Source organism: Aminobacter sp. AP02, assembly GCF_003148805.1.
Lineage (GTDB): Bacteria > Pseudomonadota > Alphaproteobacteria > Rhizobiales > Rhizobiaceae > Aminobacter.
Genome location: NZ_QGGX01000001.1, coordinates 164,682 through 190,057 on the forward strand (window position 1 = coordinate 164,682; position 25,376 = coordinate 190,057).

A 25,376-nucleotide genomic window follows, 5' to 3' on the forward strand; every position below is an offset into this window, starting at 1 on the left:
AACGTCAAGGCGGCCGTAGCGAGATATGGTTTCGCTACGGCCGGCTAATCAGCAGCGAGATGCCCTGGCCGACGCCGATGCACATGGTGGCAAGCGCGCGTTTCGAGTTTTGCAGGTCGAGCTCCAACGCGGCCGTCAGTGCGAGACGCGCACCCGACATGCCGAGCGGATGTCCGAGTGCGATGGCGCCTCCGTTCACGTTGACGTGGGCTGCATCGTCGGCGAGGCCAAGCTCGCGCATGCAGGCCAGCGACTGGGCGGCAAAGGCCTCATTGAGTTCGATCAAGTCGATGTCTGCGATGGTCAGGCCAGCACGATCCAGAAGCTTGCGCGTTGATGCCACCGGACCGATGCCCATGATGCGGGGGGCGACACCCGAGGTGGCCATGCCGTCGACCTTGGCGAGCGGCTTGAGACCGTAGCGCTCTGCCGCGCGCGCGGACGCGAGGATCACGGCCGCAGCCCCGTCGTTGACGCCTGAGGCGTTGCCAGCTGTCACCGTGCCGCCGGTGCGGAATGGTGCTGGCAAGCTGGCGAGTTTTTCGATTGTCGTTTCGCGCGGGTGCTCGTCATGCTCGACGACAGTCGCCTCGCCCTTGCGCCCCTTGATGGTGACAGGGGCGATCTCGCGAGCGAACCGGCCGCTCTTCAGAGCGACGGCGGCGCGCGCCTGGCTGCGCAAGGCGAATTGGTCCTGATCGTTCCGCGAGATGGAAAACTCCGCCGCGACGTTTTCGGCTGTCTCCGGCATGGAATCGATGCCGTATTGCTTTTCCATCAGCGGATTGACGAAACGCCAGCCGATGGTGGTGTCGAATATCTCGGCGCTGCGCTGGAAGGCGCTTGTCGCCTTCGGCATGACGAAGGGCGCGCGCGACATGCTTTCGACCCCGCCCGCAATGATGATCTCGGCCTCACCCAGCTTGATGGCGCGCGCGGCATAACCCACCGCGTCGAGACCAGAGCCACAGAGCCGGTTGATGGTCGTCCCAGCCGCCGTCTCCGGCAGACCTGCAAGCAATGCGGCCATGCGAGCGACATTGCGGTTGTCTTCGCCAGCCTGGTTGGCGCAGCCGAGCACGACCTCGTCAATCTGTTCGATGGGAATGGCGGGGAAGCGCGCCAGCGCCTCGCGGATGGCATGGGCGGCGAGATCGTCGGGGCGAACGGATGCAAGTGCACCGCCATAACGGCCGATCGGGGTGCGGACGCCGCCGACAATGTAGGCGTCGCTCATGGTTTCGCGTCCTTTTGCGTTTCGGCGACGAACATCGGCCCGCCCTTGTGCGCAGGGAAGCCGTAGCCGTTGATCATCACCAGATCGATGTCGCTCGAACGCGCGGCGATACCTTCGGCGAGCAAGGCGGCACCTTCGTCGGCCATCGCCTTGAGCAGCCTTTCGACGATCTCCTCAGGAGTGAAGCTGCGCGGCTCGATGTTCTTCGCTGCACGCACGGCTTCGATCAGCGCTGTCACCTCGGGATCGGCGGCACGTTCGCCGCTGGAATAGTCATACCAGCCGCGTCCGGACTTGCGGCCGAAGCGACCCGTTTCGCACAGCCTGTCGGCGATCTCGACATAACGTGCCTTGGGATCGCGGGTCGCGGCCTGGCGTTTGCGCCTTGCCCAGGCGATTTCGAGGCCCGCCATGTCGTAGACAGCGAAAATGCCCATCGGAAAGCCGTAGGCTTCGAGCGCGGCGTCGATCTCGTGCGGCGCGGCACCGTCCTCGACCATGAACTCGGCCTCGCGGCGGTAGGCCGAAAAGATGCGGTTACCGATAAAACCTTCGGTGACGCCGCAGACCACCGGCAGCTTGCCAAGCTTCTTGGCAAAGGCCAGTACGCTGGCGAGGACGTCAGGTGCGGTCACCTTGCAGGCGACGACCTCGACGAGGCGCATGATGTTGGCCGGCGAGAAGAAATGCAGCCCGACCACGCGCTCGGGATGCGCGGTGGCGGCGGCGATGTCGTCAGGGTTCAGATAGCTGGTGTTGGTAGCGAGGATCGCGTCCGACCTGACGATGCCGTCGAGCCGCTGGAACAATTCAGTCTTGACAGGGAGGTCGTCGAAGACCGCCTCGATCACAAGATCGGCGGCGGCCAGCTCCCCGGCGTCGGCGGTCACCGCAAGCCGGGCGAGGCATTCGTCGCGAACTGTCGCGGCAAGACGCCCCGCCTGTACCGACTTGTCGAGAATGCCCGCAATGCGCTCGCGGCCTTTTTTGGCGGCTTCGGCCGTCTGCTCGACGCCGATGACGCGATGACCCGATGTGAGTGCGGCAACGGCGATGCCCGCGCCCATGAGGCCGGTACCGACGATGCCGACGATCTCGATCTTGCGCGGCGTGACATTGTCGAGCTTTTCGACCTTGCCGGCCAAGCGTTCAGCGAAGAACACATGGCGCAGAGCCGCGGACTCCACGGAATCGCGCAACCGCACGAAGGTCGCGCGTTCGTCGGCGAGTCCCTGCTTCAGTTCGACATGTGCGGCCGCCTTGACCAGGCGGACGGCCTCGGCGGGTGCGGTTTGGCCGCGCGCCCTCGACAGGACTTTCTTCGACGCGGCATCGACGTCAGCTGGTTCGGAAACGGGAACTTCCAGCATGCCGGTGCGGCGCAGCGGCTCGCCGGCGAGATCGTGGACGAGGCTGAGCGCCGCGTCGAGATGATCGGACTCAACGCTATCGACGAGGCCAAGCGCGATCGCTTCTGTTGCCTTGACAGTGCGCCCGCTGCCGATCAGGTCGATCGCGGCGGCGATACCGATCAGGCGTGGCAGGCGCTGCGTACCACCTGCACCGGGCACGATGCCAAGCTTGACCTCGGGCATGCCGAAGTTCCCCTTGTCGCTGGCGACGCGGCCATGGCAGGCCAGCGCGATCTCGCTGCCGCCGCCCAACGCGGCACCGTTGGCCGCCGCGACCACCGGCTTGCCATAGCTTTCGATACGCTCGATCACCTCGGGCAGCGTCGGCTCGACCGGGGGCTTGCCGAACTCCTTGATGTCGGCGCCGCCAACAAAGGTTCGCCCGGCACCGGTGATCACGACCCCGACGACCATGCCGAGCGCGGCGGCATGGTCGAGTGCTTCAACCAGCCCCTGGCGGACATGCGCAGAGATTGCGTTGACGGGCGGGTTGTCGATGGTGACGACAAGCACGCCGTCGAGGATTGTGCCCGTGACGCTCTCCGAAAACCGCATCGCGCTCATTGGGGCCTACTCGGGAATGACGGCTGTGGCCTGGATCTCGATCTTGGCGCGGTCCTCGACCAGCGCCACGACCTGCATGGCGGCCATGGCCGGGAAATGCCGGCCGATGACCTCGCGATAGGCCTGACCGAGGCCGCGCAGGTTTTCGGTGTATTCCTTTTTGTCGGTGAAATACCAGGTCATCGAGGTGATGTGGTGCGGCTCCGCACCACCGGCGCGCAGCACGGCAACAACGTTTTCCAGTGTCTGGCGCACCTGGCCAACGAAGTCGTCGGTCTCGAATTCGCAATTGCCGTTCCAGCCGATCTGACCGCCGACGAAGACGGTGCGGCCTTTGGCTGCGACGCCATTTGAGTAGCCGATCGGCTTCGCCCATCCCTCGGGCTGCAGGATCTCATGCATCTTGTGTCTCCAGGCATTTTTCGAGCGCGGCACGGATGTCGTCCGGCCAGGCAAGCGATTTGTGAGTGTCGAGCGAGGTCGCAACGACGCTATGGCAGGCGCTCCAAAGCAGGGTGCCCGCCGCCGAAACTGTGTGCTCCAGGTCGAGCGAGGAGCGGCCGATCCGGCGCACCGAAAGCTCGAAATCGAGCGTGTCGCCGTGGAAGCCGGGATGGACGAAGGTGAGATCGAGCCTGACAGTCGGCGTGCCGATGCGCCGCTCGGTGATCAGCTCTTTCCACGGCGCGCCGACCGAACCGAAAAACTCCTCCAGTACCCCCACCAGGATGTTCAGGTAGGAGGGGAAATAGGCGATCCCCGAGGGATCGCAGTCGCCGAACCGCAGCGGCCGGCTGGTGCGGAAGGTCACGGCAGCGTCCTCTATTTCGCGGCCTTCATCAGCTCGCGGCCGATGATCAGCTTTTGCACTTCGGTGGCACCCTCATAGATGCGCAGCGCGCGGATCTCACGGTAGAGCCGCTCGGTGATCTCGCCGACGCGCACGCCGCGCCCACCAAACATCTGCAGCGCCTGGTCGATCACCCACTGGGCATTTTCCGTCGCCGTCATCTTGGCCATGGCGGCCTCGCGCGTTATCGGCAGCTTTTGTACGTCTCGGCGCCAGGCGGTGCGCACGGTGAGCAGTGAGGCGGCGTCGATGGCAGTTGCCATCTCGCCCAACGTGCTCTGCGCGGTCGGCAGGTCGGCGAGTGTCGCGCCGAACATCTTTCGCGACTTGGCGTGTGCGACTGCCTCATCAAGCGCACGGCGGGCAAAGCCAAGCGCGGCAGCGGCTACCGACGGGCGGAAGATGTCGAGCGTGCGCATGGCGATCTTGAAGCCTTCGCCGGGCGTTCCCAAAAGCTGCGATGCCGGGATGCGGCAATTGTCGAAACGGACGCGGGCAAGCGGGTGCGGCGCGATGGTTTCGATGCGCTCTGCGATGGAAAAGCCGGGCGTATTGGCAAAGACGACAAAAGCCGAGATGCCGCGCGTGCCAGGCGCTTCGCCGGTGCGGGCAAAGACAGTGTAGACGTCGGCGATGCCGCCGTTGGAAATGAAGATTTTCTCGCCGTCGAGGACATAGTGGTCGCCGTCGCGGCGAGCGCTGGTGCTCATCGCGGCGACGTCCGATCCTGCGTCCGGCTCGGTCAGCGCGAAAGCAGAGATCAGCTCGCCCTTGGCGATTTTCGGCAGGATGTGTTCTTTCAACTCGGCCGAACCGGACAGGCTGATCGCGCCGGTGCCGAGGCCCTGCATGGCGAATGCGAAGTCGGCGAGGCCGTCGGAATAGGCCAGCGTTTCGCGGATCAGGCAGAGCGAGCGGCTGTCGATTTCCTCGGACACACCGCCGAATGCCGCCGGCACGCAATGCCTAAGAATGCCCGCCGCGCCAAGTGCTGCGACCAGCTTCTTGCAGGCCGCATCAGCGTCGGCATGATCGATCTCGCCGAGCCCGCCATTGGCGACGAAGCCATCGAGTTCGGCGGCGAGCGCACGATGGCTGTCGGCGAAGAACGGCCAGTCGAGATGGTCGCGGGCCGGTGCGCCGGCAGGCATCAGGTGCGCGGCCATGGCTTAGTTCCCCTTGAATTCGGGCTTGGTCTTTGCGGCGAAGGCCTCGAAGGCACGGCGGAAATCGCCTGTCGCCATGCAGATCGCCTGCGCCTGCGCTTCGGACTCGATCAGCTGGTCGATGCCCATCGCCCATTCCTGGTCGAGCATCTTCTTGGTCATCGCATGCGCGAACCACGGGCCGTCAGCCAGGTTGCGCGCGAATTTCTGTGCCTCAACGAGCAAGCTGGAGCGCTCGTGCAGCGCGTTGTAGAACCCCCAGGCATGGCCCTCGGCAGCGGTCATCACGCGACCGGTGAACAAAAGCTCGGCGGCGCGGCCCTGGCCGATGATGCGCGGAAGGATGCCGCAGGCGCCCATGTCCGCACCGGCCAGGCCAACGCGAGCGAACAAGAACGCGGTCTTGGCCTCGGGTGTGGCGACACGGAAGTCGGACGCCATGGCAAGGATCGCGCCGGCACCGGCACAGATGCCGTCGACAGCCGCTATGACCGGCTGCGGGCAGGCGCGGATCTGGCGCACCAGGTCGCCGGTCATGCGGGTGAAGTCGAGCAGGTCGGGCATCGACATATGCGTCAGCGGTTCGATGATGTCGAAGACATCGCCGCCGGAGGAGAAGTTGTTGTCTGCTCCGCTCAGCACCACGGCGCGAACGTCGCTGGCGCGTGCCAGCGATCTGAACAGGTCGGTGAGCTCCTCGTAGCTTTCGAAGGTCAGCGGGTTCTTCTTCTCGGGACGGTTGAGCGTGATGGTGGCGACGCGACCGTCAGCATCCGTCTCGAACAGGAAGTGCTTGGCCTTGTGGCCCTTGAACGGGCGCTTCTTGTCCTGCATCGGGTTTGTCACGGATCGCTCCTTGTCACGTCGCTATATTTTCTTGCTTCAGTCGTTCGCCGACGGTGGAAGAAAATCCACTTCATGCGCGGCAGAAATCTTCACGACTTCTTCCGGGTCGCCGAGGTTGTCGAGCTTGCTGAACAACTCCTCGAGCATGCCTGCCGGCGAAACCCAAAAGAGCGCCCGGGTCGGCTTGTCGGACTTGTTGAAATAGCCATGCGGAACACCGCGCGGCATCCGCACAAGATCTCCAGCCTTGGCCTTGAACCATTGCCCGTCGAGCTTCAGATCGAGTTCGCCTTCCTGCACCAGGATAAATTCATCCTGCGTTGGATGGATATGCACGGGGACGAACTGCCCCGGCGCGCTGTTTGTCTCAAAGGCGAATGTCGCGTCGCAAACCGCTTTCGGAAAATAGACCTGACCAAGAATGTTCCACTGCTTGCCCTCGAAGCCGTGACCGTCGCGCGTAATTCCCTTTTCGAGATTTCCTGCCATGTCTACCTCCCCGTTGATTAGCTTTGCCTCGGTATCAATTCCTGTTTGCCGTACCTGCAACGTCGCCAGCGGGCTAAGCCCTATTTCCCGTTTGAAGCCTGCTCATCCTCCCAGAACTTCGCCACCGGCAACCGGGATAGCCTGGCCTGTGATCGCGGTTGCCCTTTCAGAGGCGAGCCAGAGCACTGTGTCGGCAACCTCCCGCGGGGTGACCAGCCGTCCTTGCGGGTTTGCACGGGCAAGGCTGGCGCGCGCCTCATCAACCGTGCGGCCTGTCTTGCCACTGATCGTTTCGACGGCACCATCAAGCAGCGGCGTGTCGGTAAAGCCGGGGCAAACCGCGTTGACGGTAACGTCGGTGCGCGCGAGTTCGAGCGCCAGCGCGCGGGTCATGCCGATCACGCCATGCTTTGAAGCACAGTAGGCGGAGACATAAGCATAACCAGTCAGGCCGGCGGTGCTTGCTACGTTGACGATGCGACCGTTGCCGGCGCGCTTGACCGAGGCAAGTGCTGCCTGTGTGACCAGGAAAGTGCCGGTGAGGTTGATGCCTATCACCCGGTTCCACATGGCAAGATCGGTCTTGTCGAACGGTGCCGAGGGTGCTTCGCCGGCACAGTTGACCAAAACGGCGATGTCGCCTGCCTGGGTGATCGCCTTGGCGATGCCTGCCTCAACCGACCGCGCGTCGGTGACGTCGAAGCCATCGAGTACAAAGGCCTCGCCACCGCCGGCGGCGATCTCAGCGCGAACTGCTTCCAGCGGCGCAGCACGGCGACCGCTCAGGCTGACACGGTGCCCATTCGCCGCAAGCGCAATAGCGATGGCGCGGCCGATGCCGCTACCGGCACCGGTGACCAAAGCGTGACGCCCGTTCTTGCCTTGATTGTTCATGCCTTGCCCGTGGGTGCCGCCGCCGCGCGTGCGAGGTTGTTCTCGTATTGCGCGCGGGCCGTCCGGTACTGCTTCGGCCAGGCCTGCTCGGCATAGCCGATCTTCGCCGCCTCATGGATGACGAAGGACGGATCGGCGAGATGCGGACGGGCGACGGCGCAGAGGTCGGCGCGGCCGGCGGCGATGATCGAATTGGCGTGATCTGCCTCCGAGATCGCACCGACGGCAATGGTGGGCACCTGGATCTCGTTACGGATCTTGTCGGAGAACGGAGTCTGGAACAGGCGACCGTAGACCGGCTGCTCTTCCTTCACCACCTGGCCTGACGAGCAGTCGATCATGTCGGCGCCGGCATCCTTGAACATCTTGGCGAAGATCGCCGCATCTTCGGGCGTATTGCCGCCCTCATACCAGTCGTGGGTGGACAGACGTACTGAGATCGGCTTGTCCTCGGGCCACGCCGCGCGGACAGCGCGGAACACTTCAAGTGGATACCGCGCCCGGTTCTCGTGGCTGCCCCCATATTCGTCGTCGCGCAGATTGGTCAGCGGCGACAGGAAACTCGATAAGAGATAGCCGTGCGCGGCGTGCAGTTCGAGGATGTCGAAGCCAAGTGCGGCTGCCATCTCGGTAGAACGGACGAAATCGGCTGTTACGCGGTCCATGTCCTCGCGGGTCATTTCGCGCGGGGTGTCGGAGTTCTTGAGATAGGGTAGCGCCGAGGCCGAAATCAACGGCCAGGCGCCTTCCGTCACCGGCTGGTCGATGCCTTCCCAGGCAAGCTTGGTCGCGCCCTTGCGCCCGGCATGGCCGAGCTGCATGCCGATCTTGGCCGGCGTCTGATGGTGGACGAAATCGACGATGCGCTTGAAGGCTTGCGCTTGCTCGTCGTTCCACAGCCCAAGGCAGCCTGGGGTAATGCGGGCGTCAGGCGAAACGCAGGTCATCTCGGGGAATACGAGAGCGGCGCCACCCATGGCACGCGAGCCCAGATGGACGAGATGGAAATCGTTGGGCAGTCCGTCGGTGGCCGAATACATCGCCATGGGTGAGACGACGATGCGGTTCTTGAGCGTCAGGCCGCGAATGCTGAAGGGCGTGAACATCGGCGGTGGCACCGAACCATTGGGTGCGGGGTCGACGCCGGCGCGCTCGGCGAACCAGCGCTCGTAGCCTTCCAGCCAGTCCTTGTCGCGCAGGCGCAGGTTCTCGTGGCTGATGCGCTGCGAACGCGTCAGCATCGAATACATGAACTGCTCGGGCTCCAACGTGTCGGCATAGCGCGTGCCGACCACTTCGAACCACTCCATGGCATTGCGCGCGGCGTTCTGGATGCGGGCGACGTCGACCCGGCGCACCTCTTCATAAGCTTCGAGCACGGCGGGAATGCTGGTCTTGTCGTGGCCAATGATGTCGAACTGGCGGGTCAGCTCTATAGCGTCGTCGATGGCAAGCTTGGTGCCCGAGCCGATGGCGAAATGGGCGGTGTGGGCGCTGTCGCCCATCAGAACGACATGGCTTTGGCCATTGAAATGGCTCCACTTTTCGCAGATCAGGCGGCCGAAGTTCAGCCAGGCCGAGCCGCGCAGGTGGCGCGCATTGGTCATCAGCTTGTGGCCTTCGAGCGTGCCGGCAAACAGCTTCTCGCAGAACGCGATGGACTGGTCCTGGTCCATCTTGTCGAGGCCATGCGCCTGGAAGACGTCGTCGGTGGTTTCGACGATGAATGTCGAGGTGTTCTCGTCGAAGCGATAGATATGGGCCTGGAACCAGCCGTGCTCTGTCTTCTGGAAATCGAAGGTAAAGGCGTCGAAGCGCTTGTCGGTGCCTAGCCAGATATAGCGGTTGGGCCGCATCACCATGTCAGGCTTGAAGATATCTGCGTATTTGTGGCGGATACGCGAATTGACACCATCGGCCGAAATGATCAGGTCGGCGTCGGGGAAATCCTGGTCGCCCTGAACGTCGGTTTCAAACACCAGCTCGACGCCGAGATCGAGGCAGCGCTCCTGCAGGATGTTGAGCATTTTCTTGCGGCCGATGCCGACAAAGCCATGGCCAGTGGTGCGGATCTTGCGGCCCTTGAACACCAGTTCGATGTCGTCCCAGTGATTGAAGGCAACCTCGATCGTCTCGGCGGTTGCCGGGTCCCACTGGCGCATCGACTGCATGGTGGCGTCGGAGAAGACCACGCCCCAGCCGAAAGTGTCGAAGGGGCGGTTGCGCTCGACCACGGTCACGTGGTGCGCGGGGTGCTGCTTTTTCATCAGGAGTGCGAAATAAAGACCGGCCGGCCCGCCACCGATACAGACAATGCGCATGCCGTTCTCCTCCGAAGTGCCGCTGTGCCGCCAAGGCGGAGTGGGTCCCAGCCTTGACCTGAGCCCACCATGAACGCGTTTCGGAGAAACTTCAAGCTTAAAGTTATTTGCGCCGCCGGGCGGGCAACCGCCCGCCGTCGGGATGGCGGAGGCTCGGCGTTTGCTATCGCGCGAGGAAGTCGCCAGTGCTGATCATCTCGGCGTAGCCGAACGCCAAGGCGGCCATGACGGCGTCGTGGACCTGGGAGGCAGGAACGGTCTTGCCTTCGAACTCGAGGTCACGGGTGGCGCAGGCATCGTGGACGACGACAGTCTTATAGCCGAAGTCGGTGGCGGCGCGGGTGGCGCCTTCGACGCACATGTGGCTCATGGCGCCGACGATCACCACCTCGTCGATGCCGCCAGCGTCCAGCGTTGCTTTTAGGTCGGTCTCGCGGAACGAATTGACGAAATTCTTGGTGATGACCTTTTCGCCCTCGGCCGGAGCGACAGCGGCGTTGATTTCGATGCCAGGCGTACCGGGCGCGAAGATCGGGGCATCCGCTGCCTTGGAGAGGTGGCGTACGTGGATGACTGTGTCGCCCTTGGCGCGGGCCGCGTCTATGACGCGAGCGGCATTGGCCGTTGCCTGTTCGATGCCGACGAGCGGCATGCGGCCCCCCGGGAAATACTCGTTCTGGATGTCGATGGCGATCACCGCACGCTTGCTCATGTCCCTGCTGCCTTTGCTGTCTGGGGAGGTGTTGCCAGGAATATGCGTTGGTTTATGGTGACGCGCCATTGGCGATATCGACATAACAAGGGGTGATTTCGACAAATGGAAAAAGCCGGCGTCATCGAGATCGGGCTGGTGTTCTATCCAGGTGCTCAACTGTCGGCCGTGCTCGGCATTACCGACCTTTTCGACCTTGCCAACCGCACGGCCGGGCGCAAGAGCCGCGGTGCGCCGCCCTCCGTCCTGCGTGTCAGCCACTGGCGTATGGAGGAGCTGGGACAAGCCCCGACACGGGTGTTCGACACATGTCCTGATGCGCCAGGTGTTCCCGAGGTCTATGTCGTGCCGCCTGCGCTTGGCGACCCGATCTCGCCCGAACATGCAGCCCCGGTGGCTGGCTGGCTGCGCCAGCGTCATGGGGCAGGCGGGGTGCTTGCCTCAGTCTGCGCGGGGGCCTTCGTGCTCGGTGAGACCGGACTGCTGGCGGGAAGGGCGGTGACGACGAACTGGGTCTATGACGAGGTGTTCCGGACACGCTTTCCCGACGCAAAGCTCGACACCGACAGGTTGCTCATCGACGACGGCGACATCATTACCGCCGGCAGCCTGATGGCCTGGACCGATCTCGGCCTAAAGCTCGTTGACCGCTTCCTCGGGCCGACGGTCATGATCGAGACCGCGCGCATCCTGGCGCTCGATCCGCCCGGCCGTGAGCAGCGCTACTACAGTGCCTTTGCGCCGCGTCTCAGCCATGGCGACGCGGCCATCCTGAAGGTGCAGCACTGGTTGCAGGCGGGTGAGGGCAAGGACCTGAACCTCGCAACGCTGGCTGCGCTGGCAGGGCTCGAGGAACGGACGTTCCTGCGGCGCTTCCAGAAGGCGACCGGACTGACGACGACTGAATACGGCCAGCGGCTTCGCGTCGGCAAGGCGCGTGAACTGCTCCAGTTCACCACGCAGTCGGTCGACAAGGTTGCGTGGGAAGTCGGCTACGGCGATCCGGGGTCGTTTCGCAAAATATTCATGCGCATCGTCGGGCTGACGCCGAGCGACTATCGTGCCCGGTTTCGGGCCTAGACGGTTTCGACTACGCGCCCTTGGCGAGCGAGGCGACCACGGAACGCTTGAGCTTGGCAAGCTCATCCAGCAATACCGCACCGTCCTTTGGCGCCAGATTACCGAACAGGTCGGCGATCCAGTCAGCGTGGGCCGCCGCCATCTTTTCGAACTCGGCGCGGCCGAAGGCGGTAAGCGCAATGATCTGCACCCGGCGGTCGGTCGGTGACGTCGTGCGGCTGATATGGCCGCTTTCGGCGAGCCGCTCGACGAGCACGGTGATGTTGCCGGGCGACACCATCATGCGCTTGGACACCTCGCCGAGCACCATGCCATCCTTGGCGCGCTCGAGCTGCGCCATCAGGTCGAAGCGGGGCAGGGTAGAGTCGAATTCTTCGCGCAAACGGCGGCGTATCTCGGTCTCAACCAGGGTAGAGCAGGTCAGCAGACGCAGCCACAGCCTGAGTTCGGTCCCGTGATCGGCGGGCGCTTCCTGCACCTTGGTCTCGCCATCGACCCATCCGGTGGCGCTCGCCGCTTCCTTGCGTTCGTCCATATCTGCCCGGTCTTTCCTCAGCCAGCGAACCGGAAAACAAGCCGGTCCGAACAGGCTTTGTAGTGCCGTTTCGCCGGGTCTTACAAGCTTGAAAGATTCAAGGCTTGGGAATGCCGCCAGCCAGCACCTTGGAATAATCCCTGGCGTCGATGTTTCCACCCGAAATGACACAAACGACGTTTCCCTTGGCGTCATCGCTCTCCATGGCGGCGGCAAGCGAGGCAGCACCTGCACCTTCGGCGACGATCTTCGCCTTCGCAAACAACAGGCGCATTGCCTCCGTCACCTGTTTTAGGCTGACGGTAACCGCGCCATCGATCAGCTCACGCGCCACTGGCCAAAGCTGCGGCACAAGCGATGGCCCGCCAATGCTCTTGATGAAGGAGGGACGGGTTTCGATCTCGACAATGCGCCCGGCGGCAAGTCCTGCCGTCACGGGTGCTGCATTCTCGTCTTCGACGGCAAGCACTTTTGCCCTGGGCCGCAATGCCTTGACGGCACTGGCGACACCCGTGGTCATGCTGCCGCCGCCATAGGGGGTAAGCACGACGTCAACTTCCGGAAGGTCTTCGACGATTTCCACGCCGATCGAGCCGTTGCCGGATAGAACGGCCTGATCGGTCACAGGATTGATGAGCAGTTCAGGGAAATCCGGACGGTCAGCACCGATGATGTATTGCCACCAGGTTTCCATCGAAATGAAACGCACCTGGCCGCCACGGCGGCGCACGCCATCGATCTTGGTCTGTGGTGCACCGGCATACATGTAGGCAGCCATCGGGATGCCGAGCTTGTCGGCGGCCCATGCCATGCCATAGGCCATGTTGCCGGAGCTTGTGGTTGCGACGCCATTGCGCAAGGCATCCGCATCGCGCGACAAAAGCGCATTGAGCGCCGGCCTGAGCTTGAACGCCCCGATGGGAGAAAGCGTCTCGAGCTTGAGGAAAATCTGCCGGTCGGGAAAACCGAGGTCGAGCCGCACAAGCGGGGTGCGTGGAACATAGGGTGCGATCCGCGCCCGTGCGGCAGCGATTTCGTCGAGTGTCGGGCGATAAGGCGCGTTCATTCGGCTGCCGACCTTGATCTCAAGCTGCCGGCGCGCGCGGCGTGCTTGTTTCCGCTGTAGTCCTCGGTGTGCACGTAGACATGCAGTGTGTAGCCGATGTGGTCGATCATCAAGGCTTTTGCCTTTTCGAGGTCGCGGTCGAGCGCAGCTTCCATCAGTGCTGTATGCGGGCCGATCGACTGAGCCTCGCCGAGAGCGGCCATGGCTTCTTCGTAACCCTGCTTCTGGCCCTCGGCAGCACGCAACGTTGGTGCGAGGCCCAAAAACCGATGGTGGCGCCGCAGCTGGTCGGAAATCGTCGAGCGGAAGCGCAAAAGCCAGTTCGACGTCGCAGCGCTCAAAAGTGCGGAATGGAACGCCTCGTGCTTTTCGTCCCAGTCGTCGACGGCAGCGTCGGAAGGGTCTTCGACCGCTGTCTTGCAGCGCGACAGCCTGTAGTGGGCGGTGACGACAGCCGATTCCCAATCGCTGTCACCCTCTTCGATCGATTCCAGCAGCAGTGGCAGCTCTACGACCATCCTTGCACGCGCGAGGTCTTCGAGTTCGGTCCGCGAAACGGGAGCGACGGCAAATCCGCGATTGGAAATGGCCGTGACAAGGCGCTCGGCCTCCAGCCGCGATAGCGCCTCTCGCAACGGTGTCCAGCCAACACCGTATGCATTGCGCAGCGCGCTCAGCTTGAGCGGCGCGCCGGGCATCAGCCGGGTGGTCAGGATATCGCGACGCAGCAGCCGGTAGGCCGCTTCCGTCTTGGTGGAGTGCTCGTCATCCTGCATCGCATTCGTCCATGTGCTCCGCAAAAATTATATATCATGGGAGCGTGTGGCAAGAATTATATATAATGTTTGACAGACCCCTCCGGACTGCCCATGATTGCCCCCATGCTGCCGTTCAGTGAGCGGTGCTTGTCAAATCTGGGAGGAATAGATGAGAAATTTGAAGTCCGGTCTGTTGTCGGGTCTGGTACTGGCCGGCGCGCTCGCCGCCAGCCTTGGTGCAGCCGCCGCCGATCCGATCAAGATCGGCGTCGCCAATTTCGGCGAGCACCCGCAGCTCAATGCAGCCGTCGCCGGATTCAAGAAGTCGCTGGCTGACAATGGCTTTGTCGACGGCAAGGACGTTGTCTACACCGAGAGCCACACCAATTTCGACGCGTCGCTGGTTCCCCAGATGATCGCAAAGCTGCAGGCCGAACAGCCCAAGCTGATGTACACCATCACCACCCCGGTTTCGCAGATCGCCAAGAAGGCGCTCGCCGGCTCGGGCATCGACATCGTCTTCGCAGCCGTCACCGATCCAGTCGCAGCGAAGCTCGTGCCTTCGTGGGAAGCTGGCGATGACGGCATGACAGGCGCCACCGACCTGCAGGACGTCGCCGCAGTGATGGAGTTTACCAAGAAGCTGCTGCCGAACGCGAAGCGCTTTGGCGTGCCGTACAATCCGGGCGAGGCCAATGACGTTGCTCTCGTCGAAAAGATCAAGGAAGCCGCACCTGCCGCAGGCTTCGAAGTCGTTGAAGTCGGCATCGACAACGTCAACGACATCCAGCAGCGCATTGCCTCGCTGGCCGGCAAGGTCGACGTGATCTACGGCCCGACCTCGAACCTGATCCAGCCGGCCATCCCGGCCGTCGCCGCTGCGGCCCGCCAGGCCGGCATCCCGGTCGTCAATGCCGACGACAACGCCGTCCGCGACGGTGTCGTGCCTGCCAGCTTCGCAGTGAACTACGAGCAGGTCGGCATCAACGCCGGCAAGATCGCTGCGGAAATCCTGAAGGGCAAAGACCCCAAGACCATCGCGCCCTCGCGTCCGGCCTATGAAGACCATGCTGCGACGATCTCGAAGAAGGCCATGGCCGCGTTCGGCATCGAAATCCCGGCATCGCTCGCCGACTGCAAGTGCATCGTCGACTGATCCGGCACTTCGTCAAACCAGGTGGCGGCGTCTTTGACGCCGTCACTATTTCGGGAGGGACGGATGCTCGAAATCCGATCTGCACGTAAAGTTTTCTACAAGGGCCAGGCCGACGAGAAGGTCGCTCTGGATGGTCTCAGCCTCAAGCTCGCCACCGGTGAATTCGGCGTCGTCATCGGTTCCAACGGCGCAGGCAAGAGCAGCATGCTCAATGCCATTTCGGGCGCACTCGTTCTTGACTCCGGCCAGATCATAATCAATGGCGACGACGTGACGGACATGCCCGTCCACAAGCGCGCTGTCCGTCTGGCGCGCGTTTTCCAGGACCCGATGAAGGGTACCGCCGCCTCGATGACGGTTGCAGAAAACATGCTGCTCGCCGATCTGCGCAGCAAGAAGCGCACCTTGCGCCAAGGTCTCAACGCTGCCCGCCTTGCCACTTACAAGGAGCGCCTCGAGCTGCTAGGGCTCGGCCTCGAAAATCGCCTCGACACCCGCGTCGAACTACTTTCGGGCGGCCAGCGCCAGTCGCTGTCGCTGATCATGGCAGTTGGCGGCTCGCCCGATCTATTGCTTCTCGACGAGCATACTGCGGCCCTTGACCCGCGCACTGCCGACATCGTCATGAAGGCGACCGTGCGCGCGGTCGAAGCACTGAAGCTCACCACCTTGATGGTGACCCACAACATGCAGCATGCCGTCGATTTCGGTCACAGCGTCATCATGCTCGATGCCGGCAAGCTCCGGCTCGAAATCACCGGCGAGGAAAAGGCCAAGGTCACCGTTGTCGACCTGATCGGCCATTTCTCCGTGAAAACCGACCGCATGTTGCTGGCGAGCTGATCATCATGGACCTTATCCAGACCGTTTTCACGAGCTTCGTCTCGCTCATTCCCGTTACGCTGGCACAGAGCCTGATCCTGGCATTCGTCGTGCTCGGCATCATGATTCCGTTCCGCACGCTTAACTTCCCCGACCTCACCAGCGAAGGCGCGTTTCCGCTCGGCGGCTGCGTTTGCGGCGTGCTTCTGGCGGCGGGCGCTTCACCGCTCGCCGCGATTTCCGTTGCACTGATCGCCGGTTTTCTTGCCGGCTGCTGCACCGCCTTCATCCACCTGCGTTTTCGCATTCATACTCTGCTCGCCGGTATCCTGATGATGACGATGCTCTACAGCATCAACCTGCGCATCATGGGCAAGTCCAACCTTTCGGTGTTCGGCGCGCCCACCGTGTTCGATTGGGCTCCGTTCGTCCAGCCGGGCTTCCCCGCCAGCAAGATCATCATTGCTGGCCTGATTGGCGCTGTCGTCTTCATCTTGCTCAACATGTTCTTCAAGACCGAGAAGGGCACGGCGATCCGCGCTGTCGGTGCCAACCCCGACATGGCCGAAGCACAAGGCATCAATGTCTGGGTCGCCACCATAGGCGGCGTTGGCCTCGCCAGCGCGTTCTCCGCAACCAGCGGTGCGCTGATGGTGCAGTCGCAAGGTTTTGCCGACGTCAACATGGGCCTCGGCATCCTGATCAACGGCCTTGCCGCGCTGATGATCGGCGAAGCAATCGTCGGCAAGCAGACAGTGCTGCGCCAGCTCGCCGCCCCGTTTGTCGGTGCGGTGGTCTACTACCAGCTCGTATCGTTCTGTCTGGCCGCCGGCATGCCACCCCCCGACCTGAAGCTCGCCACCGGCCTGTTCGTGCTCGCAATGCTTGCTCTTCCGAGCCTCAAGCGCAGCCGGGGACCGGCACAAGCACGCGAAACCATTCGCGAATAATCAAGGATAGCCCGCATCATGACCGCAATTCCTGACCTCGCCGCGATCGAGGCAATGGACGCCGCCGATCCGCTGCGTTCGATGCGCGACCGCTTCATCCTGCCGGAAGGGGTGATTTATCTCGACGGCAACTCGCTGGGGGCTGCTTCGCATGCCGCCTTCAGCGAGCTCCAGGCGGCCGCGTCCAAGGAGTGGGCGCAGGACCTGATCCGCGCCTGGAACACCGCCGGCTGGTTCGACATGCCGACCGAACTGGGCGACCGGATTGGCCGCCTGATAGGTGCCGCACCCGGCCAGACTGTCGTTTGCGACACCACCTCGACCAACATCTACAAGGTGCTGCATGCGGCATTGGCGCTGCGGCCCGATCGTTCGGTCATCGTCGCCGAGGGCAACAGCTTCCCGACCGACCTCTATATGGCCGAAGGCGTTGCCTCGACGCGGGCCGGCACAAAGCTTCGTCTCGAAGGCGTCGACGCGCCAGGCATCGAAGAGCTGATCGACGACAAGGTTGCCGTGGTTCTGGTCAACCACGTCAACTACAAATCCGGCGAACTGCGCGACATGGCGGCGTTGACCAAGAAGGCCCATGCCGTGGGCGCGCTGATCGTCTGGGACCTTTGCCATACCGCAGGCGCCCTTCCGGTCGACCTCGACGGCGCCAATGTCGATTTCGCCGTTGGGTGCACTTACAAATACATCAACGGCGGCCCCGGCGCGCCGGCCTTCATCTATGCCGCAACCCGGCATCTCGCCGATGTGCGCCAGCCGCTGAGCGGCTGGTGGGGCCATGCCAGGCCTTTTGCTTTCGAGCAGGGCTATACGGCGGATGCCGGCATCCGCCGGTTCTTGTGCGGCACCCAGCCGATCCTGACGATGCGTGCGCTCAAGGGCGCCCTCGACGTCTGGGACGACGTCGACATGGCGGCGCTGCGGACAAAGAGCATCGCCTTGACCGACCTGTTCATAAAGCTGGTCGAAGCCAAATGCGGTGCGTATGGCCTCAAGCTGGAAAGCCCGCGCGACGGGTCGAGGCGTGGCAGCCAGGTCTCGTTCGAGCATGAAAACGCCTATGCAATCATGCAGGCGCTGATCGCGCGTGGCGTCATCGGCGATTTCCGTGCACCGGCCACCGTTCGCTTCGGCTTCACCCCGCTTTACGTCGGCTACAAGGATGTGTGGAAGGCGGTGGAAGTGCTCGAAGACATCATGCGCACCGGCGCCTGGAAGGAAGCCCGCTTCGCCGTCAAGTCGGCCGTGACGTGAGCGGCCAGAGCCAGGCTGGATAGAATAGGGAAAGGGCGGCTCAGCCGCCCTTTTTCATACACCGAGATAGCGGTCCTGAACTTCAGGTGTCAGCGCATCGGGCGTCCCGGAAAAAACCGTCACGCCCTTCTCAAGCACAAAGCAGCGGTCAGCTACCGGCAGAAGCTCCGACAACGTCTTGTCGACCACAAGGATCGACTGGCCAGAAGCCTTGAGCTTGCGGATCGCCGCCCAGATGTCGTGGCGGATCACAGGTGCAAGGCCCTCGGTCGCCTCGTCCAGAACGAGCAGGCTTGGATTTGTCATCAGCGCGCGGCCGATGGCCAGCATCTGCTGCTCGCCGCCCGACAGCGTGTTGGCATATTGGTCGCGGCGTTCGCCGAGACGCGGGAACAGATCGACCACCCTTTCCAGCGTCCATTCGCTGCCGCGGGCTGCGGCGAGCAGGTTTTCCAGAACGGTCAGGTTTGGAAAGCAGCGCCGTCCCTCTGGCACCAGCCCAAGCCCTAGACGCGCGATGCGGTGCGGGCGCATGCCGGCGACCTGGCGGCCGCCAAAGCTGATCGATCCCGAGCGCGGTTTTGCAAGCCCGAGTATGGAGTTAATCGTCGTCGTCTTGCCCATGCCGTTGCGGCCCATCAGTGCGACGACCTCGCCTTCACGCACGTCGAGCGTAACGCCGAACAGCGCCTGCGATGCGCCGTAGAAGGTCTCGACGCCTTTGAGTTCGAGCAGGCTCACGCGGCTTCTCCGAGATAGGCCCGTCGCACTTCGGGATCGTTGCGGATATCGTCCACCGTGCCCGTTGCGATCACGCGACCGTAGACAAGGACCGAGATGCGGTCGGCGAGCGCAAACACGGCATCCATGTCGTGCTCGACCAGAAGGATCGGTGCTTGCTGGCGCAAGCCATCGAGGAACTTGGTCAGCGCCTTTGAGCCCTCCGGTCCCATGCCGGCCATGGGTTCATCAAACAGGAAGGCTTTCGGCCCAAGCGCCAGCGCAATGGCGATTTCAAGCTGGCGACGTTCGCCATGGGAAAGCTCGGCGGCAGGCACGTGGGCGCGTTCGGCGAGGCCGACGCGTTTTAGCATCGCCATCGCCGGTTCGGTCAGGCTCTTGTCGCTCATGACAGGGCGGAAGAAGCGGAAGCTCGTTCCCTGACGCGCTTGCACCGCAAGCATGACGTTGCGCAGCGCGGAAAACTCCTGCGCAAGCGAAGAAATCTGGAAGCTGCGGCCAAGGCCGAGACGGGCGCGTGCTGCCATGTCGAGCCCGGCTATGTCCTGGCCGAGGAAGGTGATCGTGCCGCTGTCGGGCCGGAATGAGCCTGAAAGTTGGTGGATCAAGGTGCTCTTGCCCGCACCGTTGGGGCCGATCAGCGCGTGGATCTCGCCCGGCATGAGATCGAGGCTGACGCCGTCAGTAGCCTTCAGCGCGCCGAAGGTCTTCTTGAGGTCGCGGATTTCGAGGACTGGCTCAGCCATGACGCGCCTTTCCGGCCAGAAGGCCAAGCAGTCCGCCCCGTGCGAACAGGACGACGCCGAGCAGGATCAGGCCGAGGAAGAACTGCCAGCGCTCGGTGATGCCGCCGAGTGCGAACTCGAACAGCACATAGAGCATGGCGCCTGCGACGGGGCCGAACAGCCCGCCCTTGCCGCCGAGGATGATGAGCACGATCAGCTCGCCCGACATGTGCCAGGACAGCATAGAGGGGCTGACGAAGCGGTTGAGGTCGGCAAACAGCGCGCCAGCCAATCCTGTCACCATGGCCGAGATGGCAAAGGCAACGAGCCTGATGTTGAATGGCGCGATGCCGACGGCGGACAGCCGCGTCGCGTTCTGCCGCGCCGCCTGCAATGCGGCACCGAAGCGGGAGCCGCGCAGAAGCCAAAACAGGCCAAGCGCTGCCATCAGCACCACATAGCAGATCAGGAAATAGGGCAGGGGTTGTGCCGTGTTGACGCCGGGAAAGGCGTTGCGGACATAGATCGACAGCCCGTCCTCGCCGCCATAGGCTGGCCAGGATATGGCGAAGTAGTAGATCATCTGCGCGAAGGCGAGCGTGATCATGATGAAATAGACGCCTGTCGTACGCAGGCTGATTGCGCCGATCGGTAAGGCGACGAGACCGCAGACCATGATCGCCACCAGCCAGATGACCGGCATCGAAGTCGTGCCGGGCAGGCCAAAAAACAGCGGTTCCGCATTGAAGGCGTGGGTCGCGAGTATACCGGCGGCATAGCCGCCAAGGCCAAAGAACGCGGCATGGCCGAAGGACACCAGCCCGCCCAGCCCAAGGGCGATGTTGAGGCCGGTGGCGGCGAGTGCCAGGATGGCGATGCGCGTGGCGAGCGTGACGTAGAACTGTTCGCCCATGGCTGAGGCGCCGAGCGGGATCGCCAGTAGCAACAGGGCCAGCACAATGTTGACGATGGTTTCGCGGCTCATGGCGCTTCTCACGACTGTGCCGCAAACAGGCCGCTCGGCCTGAAAGCAAGGATCAGGGCCATGACGATGTAGATCAGCATGGAGGCGAGCGCGGCGCCGATCAGCCCTGCCTGTGCCGCCGGCATCATCAGGGCCAGCGCCTTGGGCAACAGGAAACGGCCCATCGTATCGACGAGGCCGACGAGGATCGCGCCAAACAGCGCGCCCTTGATCGAACCGATGCCACCAATGACGATGACGACGAAGGCGAGGATGAGTGCTGGCTCGCCCATGCCGACCTGCACCGACTGCAAAGCACCAACCATGGCGCCGGCAAGGCCGGCCAAGGCGGCGCCCAACGCGAAGACGACCGTGTAGAGCGTGCGGATGTCGACACCGAGGGCCGCGATCATCTCGCGGTCGGATTCGCCGGCGCGGATGCGCATGCCGAGCCGGGTACGGGAGATCAGCAGATAGAGCCCGAGAGCAACGGCTATGCCCACGCCGATAATAGCAAGGCGGTAGAGCTGGTATTGGCCACCGCCGGGCAGGGGCACTGCCCCTTGTAGCAGCGGCGGGATGTCGAGATAGAGCGGGAACGAGCCGAACAGCCAGCGCGTGCCTTCAGAAAAGATCAGGATCAGCGCGAATGTCGCCAGCACTTGGTCTAGATGGTCCCTGTCGTACAACCGGCGAATGACCGTCATTTCCATGATCGCGCCCGCCGCGGCAGCCGCAATCAGGCTTGCCACCAGTCCGATCCAGAACGAGCCCGTGGCGGCTGCGACCGCGGCACAGGCAAAAGCACCAACCATGTAGAGCGAGCCATGGGCGAGGTTGATCAGGCCCATGACGCCGAAGATCAGCGTCAGGCCGGCGGCCATGAGGAACAGCATCACCCCGAGCTGCAGCCCGTTGAGAACTTGTTCGAGGAGCAGCGCTAAGGACAAAGGGACGCTTTCACTGGCTGGGTTTAAAGATGCGATGAAGACGCCTCCCTCTCCCCGTTCATGGGGAGAGGGTAAGGGTGAGGGGCAGCTCGGACGTTTGAGCGTATGCGTCGTCCCTCATCCGCCTGCCTGCACCTTCTCCCCGTGAATGGGGACAAGGAAGCCTACATCTTGCATTGCTCGGCGTAGGCGTCCTTGTGGTCTTCGAAGGCGGTTCCAACGATCTTGTTGGTCAAGACGTCGCCTTCCTTGATCACTTCGCGGACATAGATGTTCTGGATCGGGTGATTGTTGGTGTTGAAGGTGAACTCGCCGCGCACCGACTTGAAGTCTGCGGCCTTGAGCGCCGCACGGAACGCGTCCTTGTCCTTGACGCTTGCCTTGGACAGCGCCGACAGGATCAGGTTCGCCGTGTCCCAGCTCTGTGCAGCATAGACCGAAGGCAAGCGGTCGTACTCGGCCTTGAAGGCCTCGACGAACTGCTTGTTGGCTTCGTTGTCGAGGTCCTTGGACCAGCTCGACGAGTTCTTGACGCCGAGGGCCGCGTCGCCGACCGCAGGCAAAATGTCCTGGTCGAAGGAGAAGCCCGGGCCCATGACCGGGATATTCACGCCCGACTGGGCGTACTGCTTCATGAAGGAGATGCCCATGCCGCCGGGTAGGAAGAAAAATACCGAGTCTGCACCGGAATCGCGGATCTGGGCGATCTCGGCGGCGTAGTCGGTCTGGCCAACCTGGGTGTAGACCTCGCCTACCAGCTCGCCCTTGTAGTAGCGCTTGAAGCCCGTCAGCGAATCCTTGCCCGCAGGATAGTTGGGGGCGAGGATGAAGGTCTTTTTGTAGTCCTTGTTGGCGTATTGCCCCATCGCCTCATGGAAGTTGTCGTTCTGGTAGGCGACGTTGAAATAGTTCTTGTTGCAATTGGCGCCTGCGAGCGCCGACGGGCCGGCGTTCGGCGACAGGTAGATGATGTCCTGTGCCACAGCGTTCGGTACCACTGCCATGGCCAGGTTCGACCAGATGATGCCGGTAAGCAGGTCGACCTTGTCGCTCTGGATCATCTTTTCGGCGAGCTGGACGGCGATTTCGGGTTTCTGCGCATCGTCTTCGATGACCAGCTCGACATCCTTGTTGCCGGATTGCTTCATGGCCAGCGCGAAGGCATCGCGCATGTCGACGCCGAGGCCCGCGCCACCGCCCGAAAGCGTGGTGATGACGCCGATCTTGACCGATTCGGCATAGGCCAGGCCGGACGCCGCCAGCGACAAGGTGAACATGCTGGCTGCCAGAATATTCTTCATTTCTCTCTCCCTCCCAGTGATTTCTAAAATAGATAAAATAGCTTCAGAGCCGGGTGCGAACTTTCCAGAGTTCAGGAAACAGTTCAACCTCCAGCATCTTCTTCAGATAAGAAGCGCCCGACGTGCCGCCGGTGCCGCGTTTCATGCCGATGATGCGTTCGACCGTGGTGACATGGTTGAAGCGCCAGCGCCGGAAATAATCCTCGAAATCGACGAGCTTCTCGGCCAGTTCGTAAAACATCCAGTAGCGCTGCGGATCGCGGTAGATTGCCTGCCAGGCGACCAGCACTTCTTCGCTCTCGGTGCGGGTCTCGCGCCAGTCGGTGCGCCTGGCGTCTGCACCGACATCGAAGCCGTTGCGGCCAAGCAAAAGGATTGCCTCGTCATAAAGCGACGGCTGGGCGAGAACCGCCTCCAGCTTTTCGGTGAGTTCGGGCTGGTGCGCGTGCGGGCGCAGCATGGCCAGGTTGCGGTTGCCGGCCATGAACTCGATGGCCCGGTACTGCCACGACTGGAAACCCGAGGACTGGCCGAGCGAGTCGCGAAACTCGGTGTATTCGCTCGGCGTCATCGTCCTCAGCACGTCCCAGGCGCTGTTGAGCTGCTCGAAGATGCGCGACACGCGCGTCAGCATCTTGAAGGATGGCTCAAGCCTGTCGGCCCGGATTGAGCGGATCGCAGAGCCGATCTCGTGGAGGGCCAGCTTCATCCAGAGCTCCGAGGTCTGATGCTGGATGATGAACAGCATCTCGTCATGCGCCGTCGACAGCGGAGCCTGGGCGTCGAGGATCTTCTCCAGATGCAGGTAGTCGCTGTAGGACATGCGGTCCTTGAATGACATCTGCGCGCCCTCGGTGGAGGGATCGTATGGCTTGCTCAATTCATCTTCTCCGCGCGCAGCCGGAAGCGCTGGATCTTGCCGGTCTGGGTTTTGGGCAGGGCGTCGATGAACTTCACCGATCGCGGGTACTTATAGGGCGCGATCGTTGCTTTGACATGGTCCTGCAGACGCTTGATCGTTGCGGCATCGGCAATCACGCCCTGCACCAGTACGACATAGGCTTCGACGATCTGGCCGCGCTCGCCGTCATCGGCCCCAATGACCGCGCATTCGGCGACTTCAGGATGCGAAAAGAGCGCGGCTTCGACCTCGGGTCCGGCGATGTTGTAGCCGGCGCTGACAATCATGTCATCGGAGCGGGCGGCAAAATGGAAGAAGCCATCGACATCCTGGATGAAGGCGTCGCCGGTGAGGTTCCAGCCGTCGCGGACATATTCGAGCTGGCGGTCGTCGGACATGTAGCGGCAGCCGGTAGGTCCACGCACGGCGAGCTTGCCGACGGTGCCGCGCGGCACCTCGTTCATGTCGGCGTCGACGACGCGCGCCTCATAACCGCCGACGGGCTTGCCGGTGGAGGCAGGCTTCATGTCCTCGAAACGGTTGGAGATGAAGATGTGCAGCATCTCGGTGGCGCCGATGCCGTCGAGGATCGGCTTGCCGGTCTTTTGCGTCCACTCCTCGAAGACGGGTGCGGGCAAGGTCTCGCCGGCCGAGACGGCAACGCGCAGCGACGACAGGTCGGCGCCTTCGTCCATGGCTTTCAGCATCGCGCGATAGGCGGTGGGCGCGGTGAAGGAGATCGTCGCCTTATAGGTCTCGATGATGTGGATCATGTTGGGCGGCGTCGCCTGCTCAAGCAGCGTCGCGGCGGCGCCAAATCTTAGCGGGAAAATGGCGAGGCCACCGAGGCCGAAAGTGAAGGCCAAGGGGGGCGAGCCGACGAAGACGTCGTCGGAGGTGACCGAAAGGACCTCTTTTGCATAAGCGTCGGCGATGATCAGCAGGTCGCGATGGAAATGCATCGTCGCCTTTGGCACACCAGTCGTGCCCGAAGTGAAGCCAAGCAGGGCAACATCGTCGCGGCCGGTCTTCACTGCTTCAAAGATCACGGACTTGTCGAGTGCGACGCGATCAAGCTCGGCGTCATGGTTGGCTGTACCGTCGAAGCCGACAACCTTCTTGAGGAACGCACTGTCTTTGGCGCAGGCGATCATCTCGTCCATCAGGCGTGTATCGCACAACGCGATGGTGATCTCAGCCTTGTCGACGATCTTGGCGAGTTCGCCGGCCCGCAGCATCGGCATGGTGTTGACCACGACGGCGCCCGCCTTGGTGGCGGCGAGCCAGCAGGCGACCATGGCCGGGTTGTTGGCCGAACGGATCAGCACGCGGTTGCCGGGCTTGACGCCATAGTTCTCGACCAGCGCATGCGCCAGGCGGTTGGTCCAGTCGGACAATTCCTTATAGGTGCGACGACGACCATTGCCGATCAGGGCTGTATGGTCGCCCAGGCCCTTTTCGACCAGCCGGTCGGTCAGCTCGACGCCGGCATTGAGGAATTCGGGATAGTTGAAACCGTCGAGCAGGAAGTCCGGCCACTGACCTTGTGGTGGAAGGTTGTCGCGCGTGAACGTGTCGATATGCGCTGACGGTCCAAGCATTCTGCGGCTGTCCCCTGGATGCTCATCGCCCCGGCGATTTTGCCGTGCGTGTGATTGAATGCGTAACTT

The 25,376-nt window shown here is 62.9% G+C and carries 25 protein-coding genes; 5 read left to right on the forward strand and 20 right to left on the reverse strand.

Annotated elements, in window-relative coordinates:
- Window positions 1–34 precede the first annotated feature (34 nt).
- From pcaF to C8K44_RS00745, 10 genes are all read right to left on the reverse strand, one after another.
- On the reverse strand, window positions 35–1,237 hold the full coding sequence (gene pcaF, locus C8K44_RS00700) for a 3-oxoadipyl-CoA thiolase (RefSeq protein WP_109573830.1): 1,203 nt from the start codon (window positions 1,235–1,237) through the stop codon (window positions 35–37).
- Window positions 1,234–3,213: a 3-hydroxyacyl-CoA dehydrogenase NAD-binding domain-containing protein gene (locus tag C8K44_RS00705; RefSeq protein ID WP_109573831.1), complete on the reverse strand. Its 1,980-nt coding sequence runs from the start codon at window positions 3,211–3,213 to the stop codon at window positions 1,234–1,236. The genes pcaF and C8K44_RS00705 overlap by 4 nt, the downstream gene beginning before the upstream one ends.
- Window positions 3,214–3,219: 6 nt before the next feature.
- A complete protein-coding gene (locus C8K44_RS00710) occupies window positions 3,220–3,615 on the reverse strand; it encodes a RidA family protein (protein ID WP_109573832.1) in 396 nt (131 codons plus the stop codon).
- Entirely contained in the window at window positions 3,608–4,024 is a 417-nt protein-coding gene (locus tag C8K44_RS00715) for a thioesterase family protein (protein WP_109573833.1), read from the reverse strand. Before C8K44_RS00715 ends, C8K44_RS00710 begins: the two co-directional genes overlap by 8 nt.
- Before the next feature lie 11 nt (window positions 4,025–4,035).
- Complete coding sequence (locus C8K44_RS00720; protein ID WP_109573834.1) at window positions 4,036–5,229, reverse strand: acyl-CoA dehydrogenase family protein; 1,194 nt, start codon at window positions 5,227–5,229, stop codon at window positions 4,036–4,038.
- A 3-nt stretch (window positions 5,230–5,232) separates the two neighbouring features.
- Window positions 5,233–6,063 (reverse strand): enoyl-CoA hydratase family protein, encoded by an 831-nt coding sequence (locus C8K44_RS00725; RefSeq protein WP_109573835.1) that lies wholly within the window; start codon window positions 6,061–6,063, stop codon window positions 5,233–5,235.
- A 48-nt stretch (window positions 6,064–6,111) separates the two neighbouring features.
- Window positions 6,112–6,564: a cupin domain-containing protein gene (locus tag C8K44_RS00730; protein WP_109573836.1), complete on the reverse strand. Its 453-nt coding sequence runs from the start codon at window positions 6,562–6,564 to the stop codon at window positions 6,112–6,114.
- A gap of 102 nt (window positions 6,565–6,666) precedes the next feature.
- On the reverse strand, window positions 6,667–7,458 hold the full coding sequence (locus tag C8K44_RS00735) for an SDR family NAD(P)-dependent oxidoreductase (protein WP_109573837.1): 792 nt from the start codon (window positions 7,456–7,458) through the stop codon (window positions 6,667–6,669).
- Window positions 7,455–9,779: a bifunctional salicylyl-CoA 5-hydroxylase/oxidoreductase gene (locus C8K44_RS00740; protein WP_109573838.1), complete on the reverse strand. Its 2,325-nt coding sequence runs from the start codon at window positions 9,777–9,779 to the stop codon at window positions 7,455–7,457. The genes C8K44_RS00735 and C8K44_RS00740 overlap by 4 nt, the downstream gene beginning before the upstream one ends.
- A 163-nt stretch (window positions 9,780–9,942) precedes the next feature.
- Window positions 9,943–10,491 carry a cysteine hydrolase family protein gene (locus C8K44_RS00745; RefSeq protein WP_109573839.1) on the reverse strand — a complete coding sequence of 183 codons (549 nt, stop codon included), beginning with the start codon at window positions 10,489–10,491 and terminating at the stop codon, window positions 9,943–9,945.
- 105 nt (window positions 10,492–10,596) lie between these two features.
- Here C8K44_RS00745 and C8K44_RS00750 point away from each other — a divergent pair, with 105 nt between their 5' ends.
- A complete protein-coding gene (locus tag C8K44_RS00750) occupies window positions 10,597–11,571 on the forward strand; it encodes a helix-turn-helix domain-containing protein (RefSeq protein WP_109573840.1) in 975 nt (324 codons plus the stop codon).
- Window positions 11,572–11,581: 10 nt separating this feature from the next.
- Here the strand turns inward: C8K44_RS00750 and C8K44_RS00755 are convergent, their stop codons facing one another.
- The 3 genes from C8K44_RS00755 to C8K44_RS00765 all read right to left on the reverse strand — a co-directional run bounded on the left by C8K44_RS00755 (window position 11,582) and on the right by C8K44_RS00765 (window position 13,948).
- Window positions 11,582–12,106, reverse strand: a complete 525-nt coding sequence (locus C8K44_RS00755) for a MarR family transcriptional regulator (protein WP_109573841.1) — start codon at window positions 12,104–12,106, stop codon at window positions 11,582–11,584.
- Between the two features lie 97 nt (window positions 12,107–12,203).
- Window positions 12,204–13,172: a pyridoxal-phosphate dependent enzyme gene (locus tag C8K44_RS00760; RefSeq protein ID WP_109573842.1), complete on the reverse strand. Its 969-nt coding sequence runs from the start codon at window positions 13,170–13,172 to the stop codon at window positions 12,204–12,206.
- Complete coding sequence (locus tag C8K44_RS00765; RefSeq protein WP_109573843.1) at window positions 13,169–13,948, reverse strand: GntR family transcriptional regulator; 780 nt, start codon at window positions 13,946–13,948, stop codon at window positions 13,169–13,171. Before C8K44_RS00765 ends, C8K44_RS00760 begins: the two co-directional genes overlap by 4 nt.
- 151 nt (window positions 13,949–14,099) lie before the next feature.
- Here C8K44_RS00765 and C8K44_RS00770 point away from each other — a divergent pair, with 151 nt between their 5' ends.
- From C8K44_RS00770 to kynU, 4 genes are all read left to right on the forward strand, one after another.
- Window positions 14,100–15,086 (forward strand): ABC transporter substrate-binding protein, encoded by a 987-nt coding sequence (locus tag C8K44_RS00770; protein WP_109573844.1) that lies wholly within the window; start codon window positions 14,100–14,102, stop codon window positions 15,084–15,086.
- Between the two features lie 63 nt (window positions 15,087–15,149).
- Window positions 15,150–15,929, forward strand: a complete 780-nt coding sequence (locus tag C8K44_RS00775) for an ABC transporter ATP-binding protein (RefSeq protein ID WP_109573845.1) — start codon at window positions 15,150–15,152, stop codon at window positions 15,927–15,929.
- Window positions 15,930–15,934: 5 nt separating this feature from the next.
- On the forward strand, window positions 15,935–16,858 hold the full coding sequence (locus C8K44_RS00780; RefSeq protein ID WP_109573846.1) for an ABC transporter permease: 924 nt from the start codon (window positions 15,935–15,937) through the stop codon (window positions 16,856–16,858).
- A gap of 18 nt (window positions 16,859–16,876) precedes the next feature.
- Window positions 16,877–18,124: a kynureninase gene (gene kynU, locus C8K44_RS00785; protein ID WP_109573847.1), complete on the forward strand. Its 1,248-nt coding sequence runs from the start codon at window positions 16,877–16,879 to the stop codon at window positions 18,122–18,124.
- A gap of 54 nt (window positions 18,125–18,178) precedes the next feature.
- On the opposite strand, the gene C8K44_RS00790 is transcribed toward kynU, so the two are convergent.
- The 7 genes from C8K44_RS00790 to C8K44_RS00820 form a co-directional block, all read right to left on the reverse strand.
- A complete protein-coding gene (locus tag C8K44_RS00790; RefSeq protein ID WP_109573848.1) occupies window positions 18,179–18,865 on the reverse strand; it encodes an ABC transporter ATP-binding protein in 687 nt (228 codons plus the stop codon).
- A complete protein-coding gene (locus C8K44_RS00795) occupies window positions 18,862–19,611 on the reverse strand; it encodes an ABC transporter ATP-binding protein (protein WP_109573849.1) in 750 nt (249 codons plus the stop codon). The genes C8K44_RS00790 and C8K44_RS00795 overlap by 4 nt, the downstream gene beginning before the upstream one ends.
- On the reverse strand, window positions 19,604–20,575 hold the full coding sequence (locus C8K44_RS00800) for a branched-chain amino acid ABC transporter permease (RefSeq protein WP_109573850.1): 972 nt from the start codon (window positions 20,573–20,575) through the stop codon (window positions 19,604–19,606). The genes C8K44_RS00795 and C8K44_RS00800 overlap by 8 nt, the downstream gene beginning before the upstream one ends.
- An 8-nt stretch (window positions 20,576–20,583) precedes the next feature.
- Window positions 20,584–21,504, reverse strand: coding sequence for a branched-chain amino acid ABC transporter permease (locus tag C8K44_RS00805; RefSeq protein ID WP_109573851.1), 921 nt, complete (start codon window positions 21,502–21,504; stop codon window positions 20,584–20,586).
- Between the two features lie 164 nt (window positions 21,505–21,668).
- Window positions 21,669–22,805 (reverse strand): ABC transporter substrate-binding protein, encoded by a 1,137-nt coding sequence (locus tag C8K44_RS00810; RefSeq protein ID WP_109573852.1) that lies wholly within the window; start codon window positions 22,803–22,805, stop codon window positions 21,669–21,671.
- 43 nt (window positions 22,806–22,848) lie between these two features.
- Window positions 22,849–23,646: a tryptophan 2,3-dioxygenase gene (gene kynA / locus C8K44_RS00815; protein WP_199226988.1), complete on the reverse strand. Its 798-nt coding sequence runs from the start codon at window positions 23,644–23,646 to the stop codon at window positions 22,849–22,851.
- A 35-nt stretch (window positions 23,647–23,681) separates the two neighbouring features.
- Window positions 23,682–25,307 carry an AMP-binding protein gene (locus tag C8K44_RS00820; protein ID WP_109573854.1) on the reverse strand — a complete coding sequence of 542 codons (1,626 nt, stop codon included), beginning with the start codon at window positions 25,305–25,307 and terminating at the stop codon, window positions 23,682–23,684.
- Window positions 25,308–25,376 lie beyond the last annotated feature (69 nt).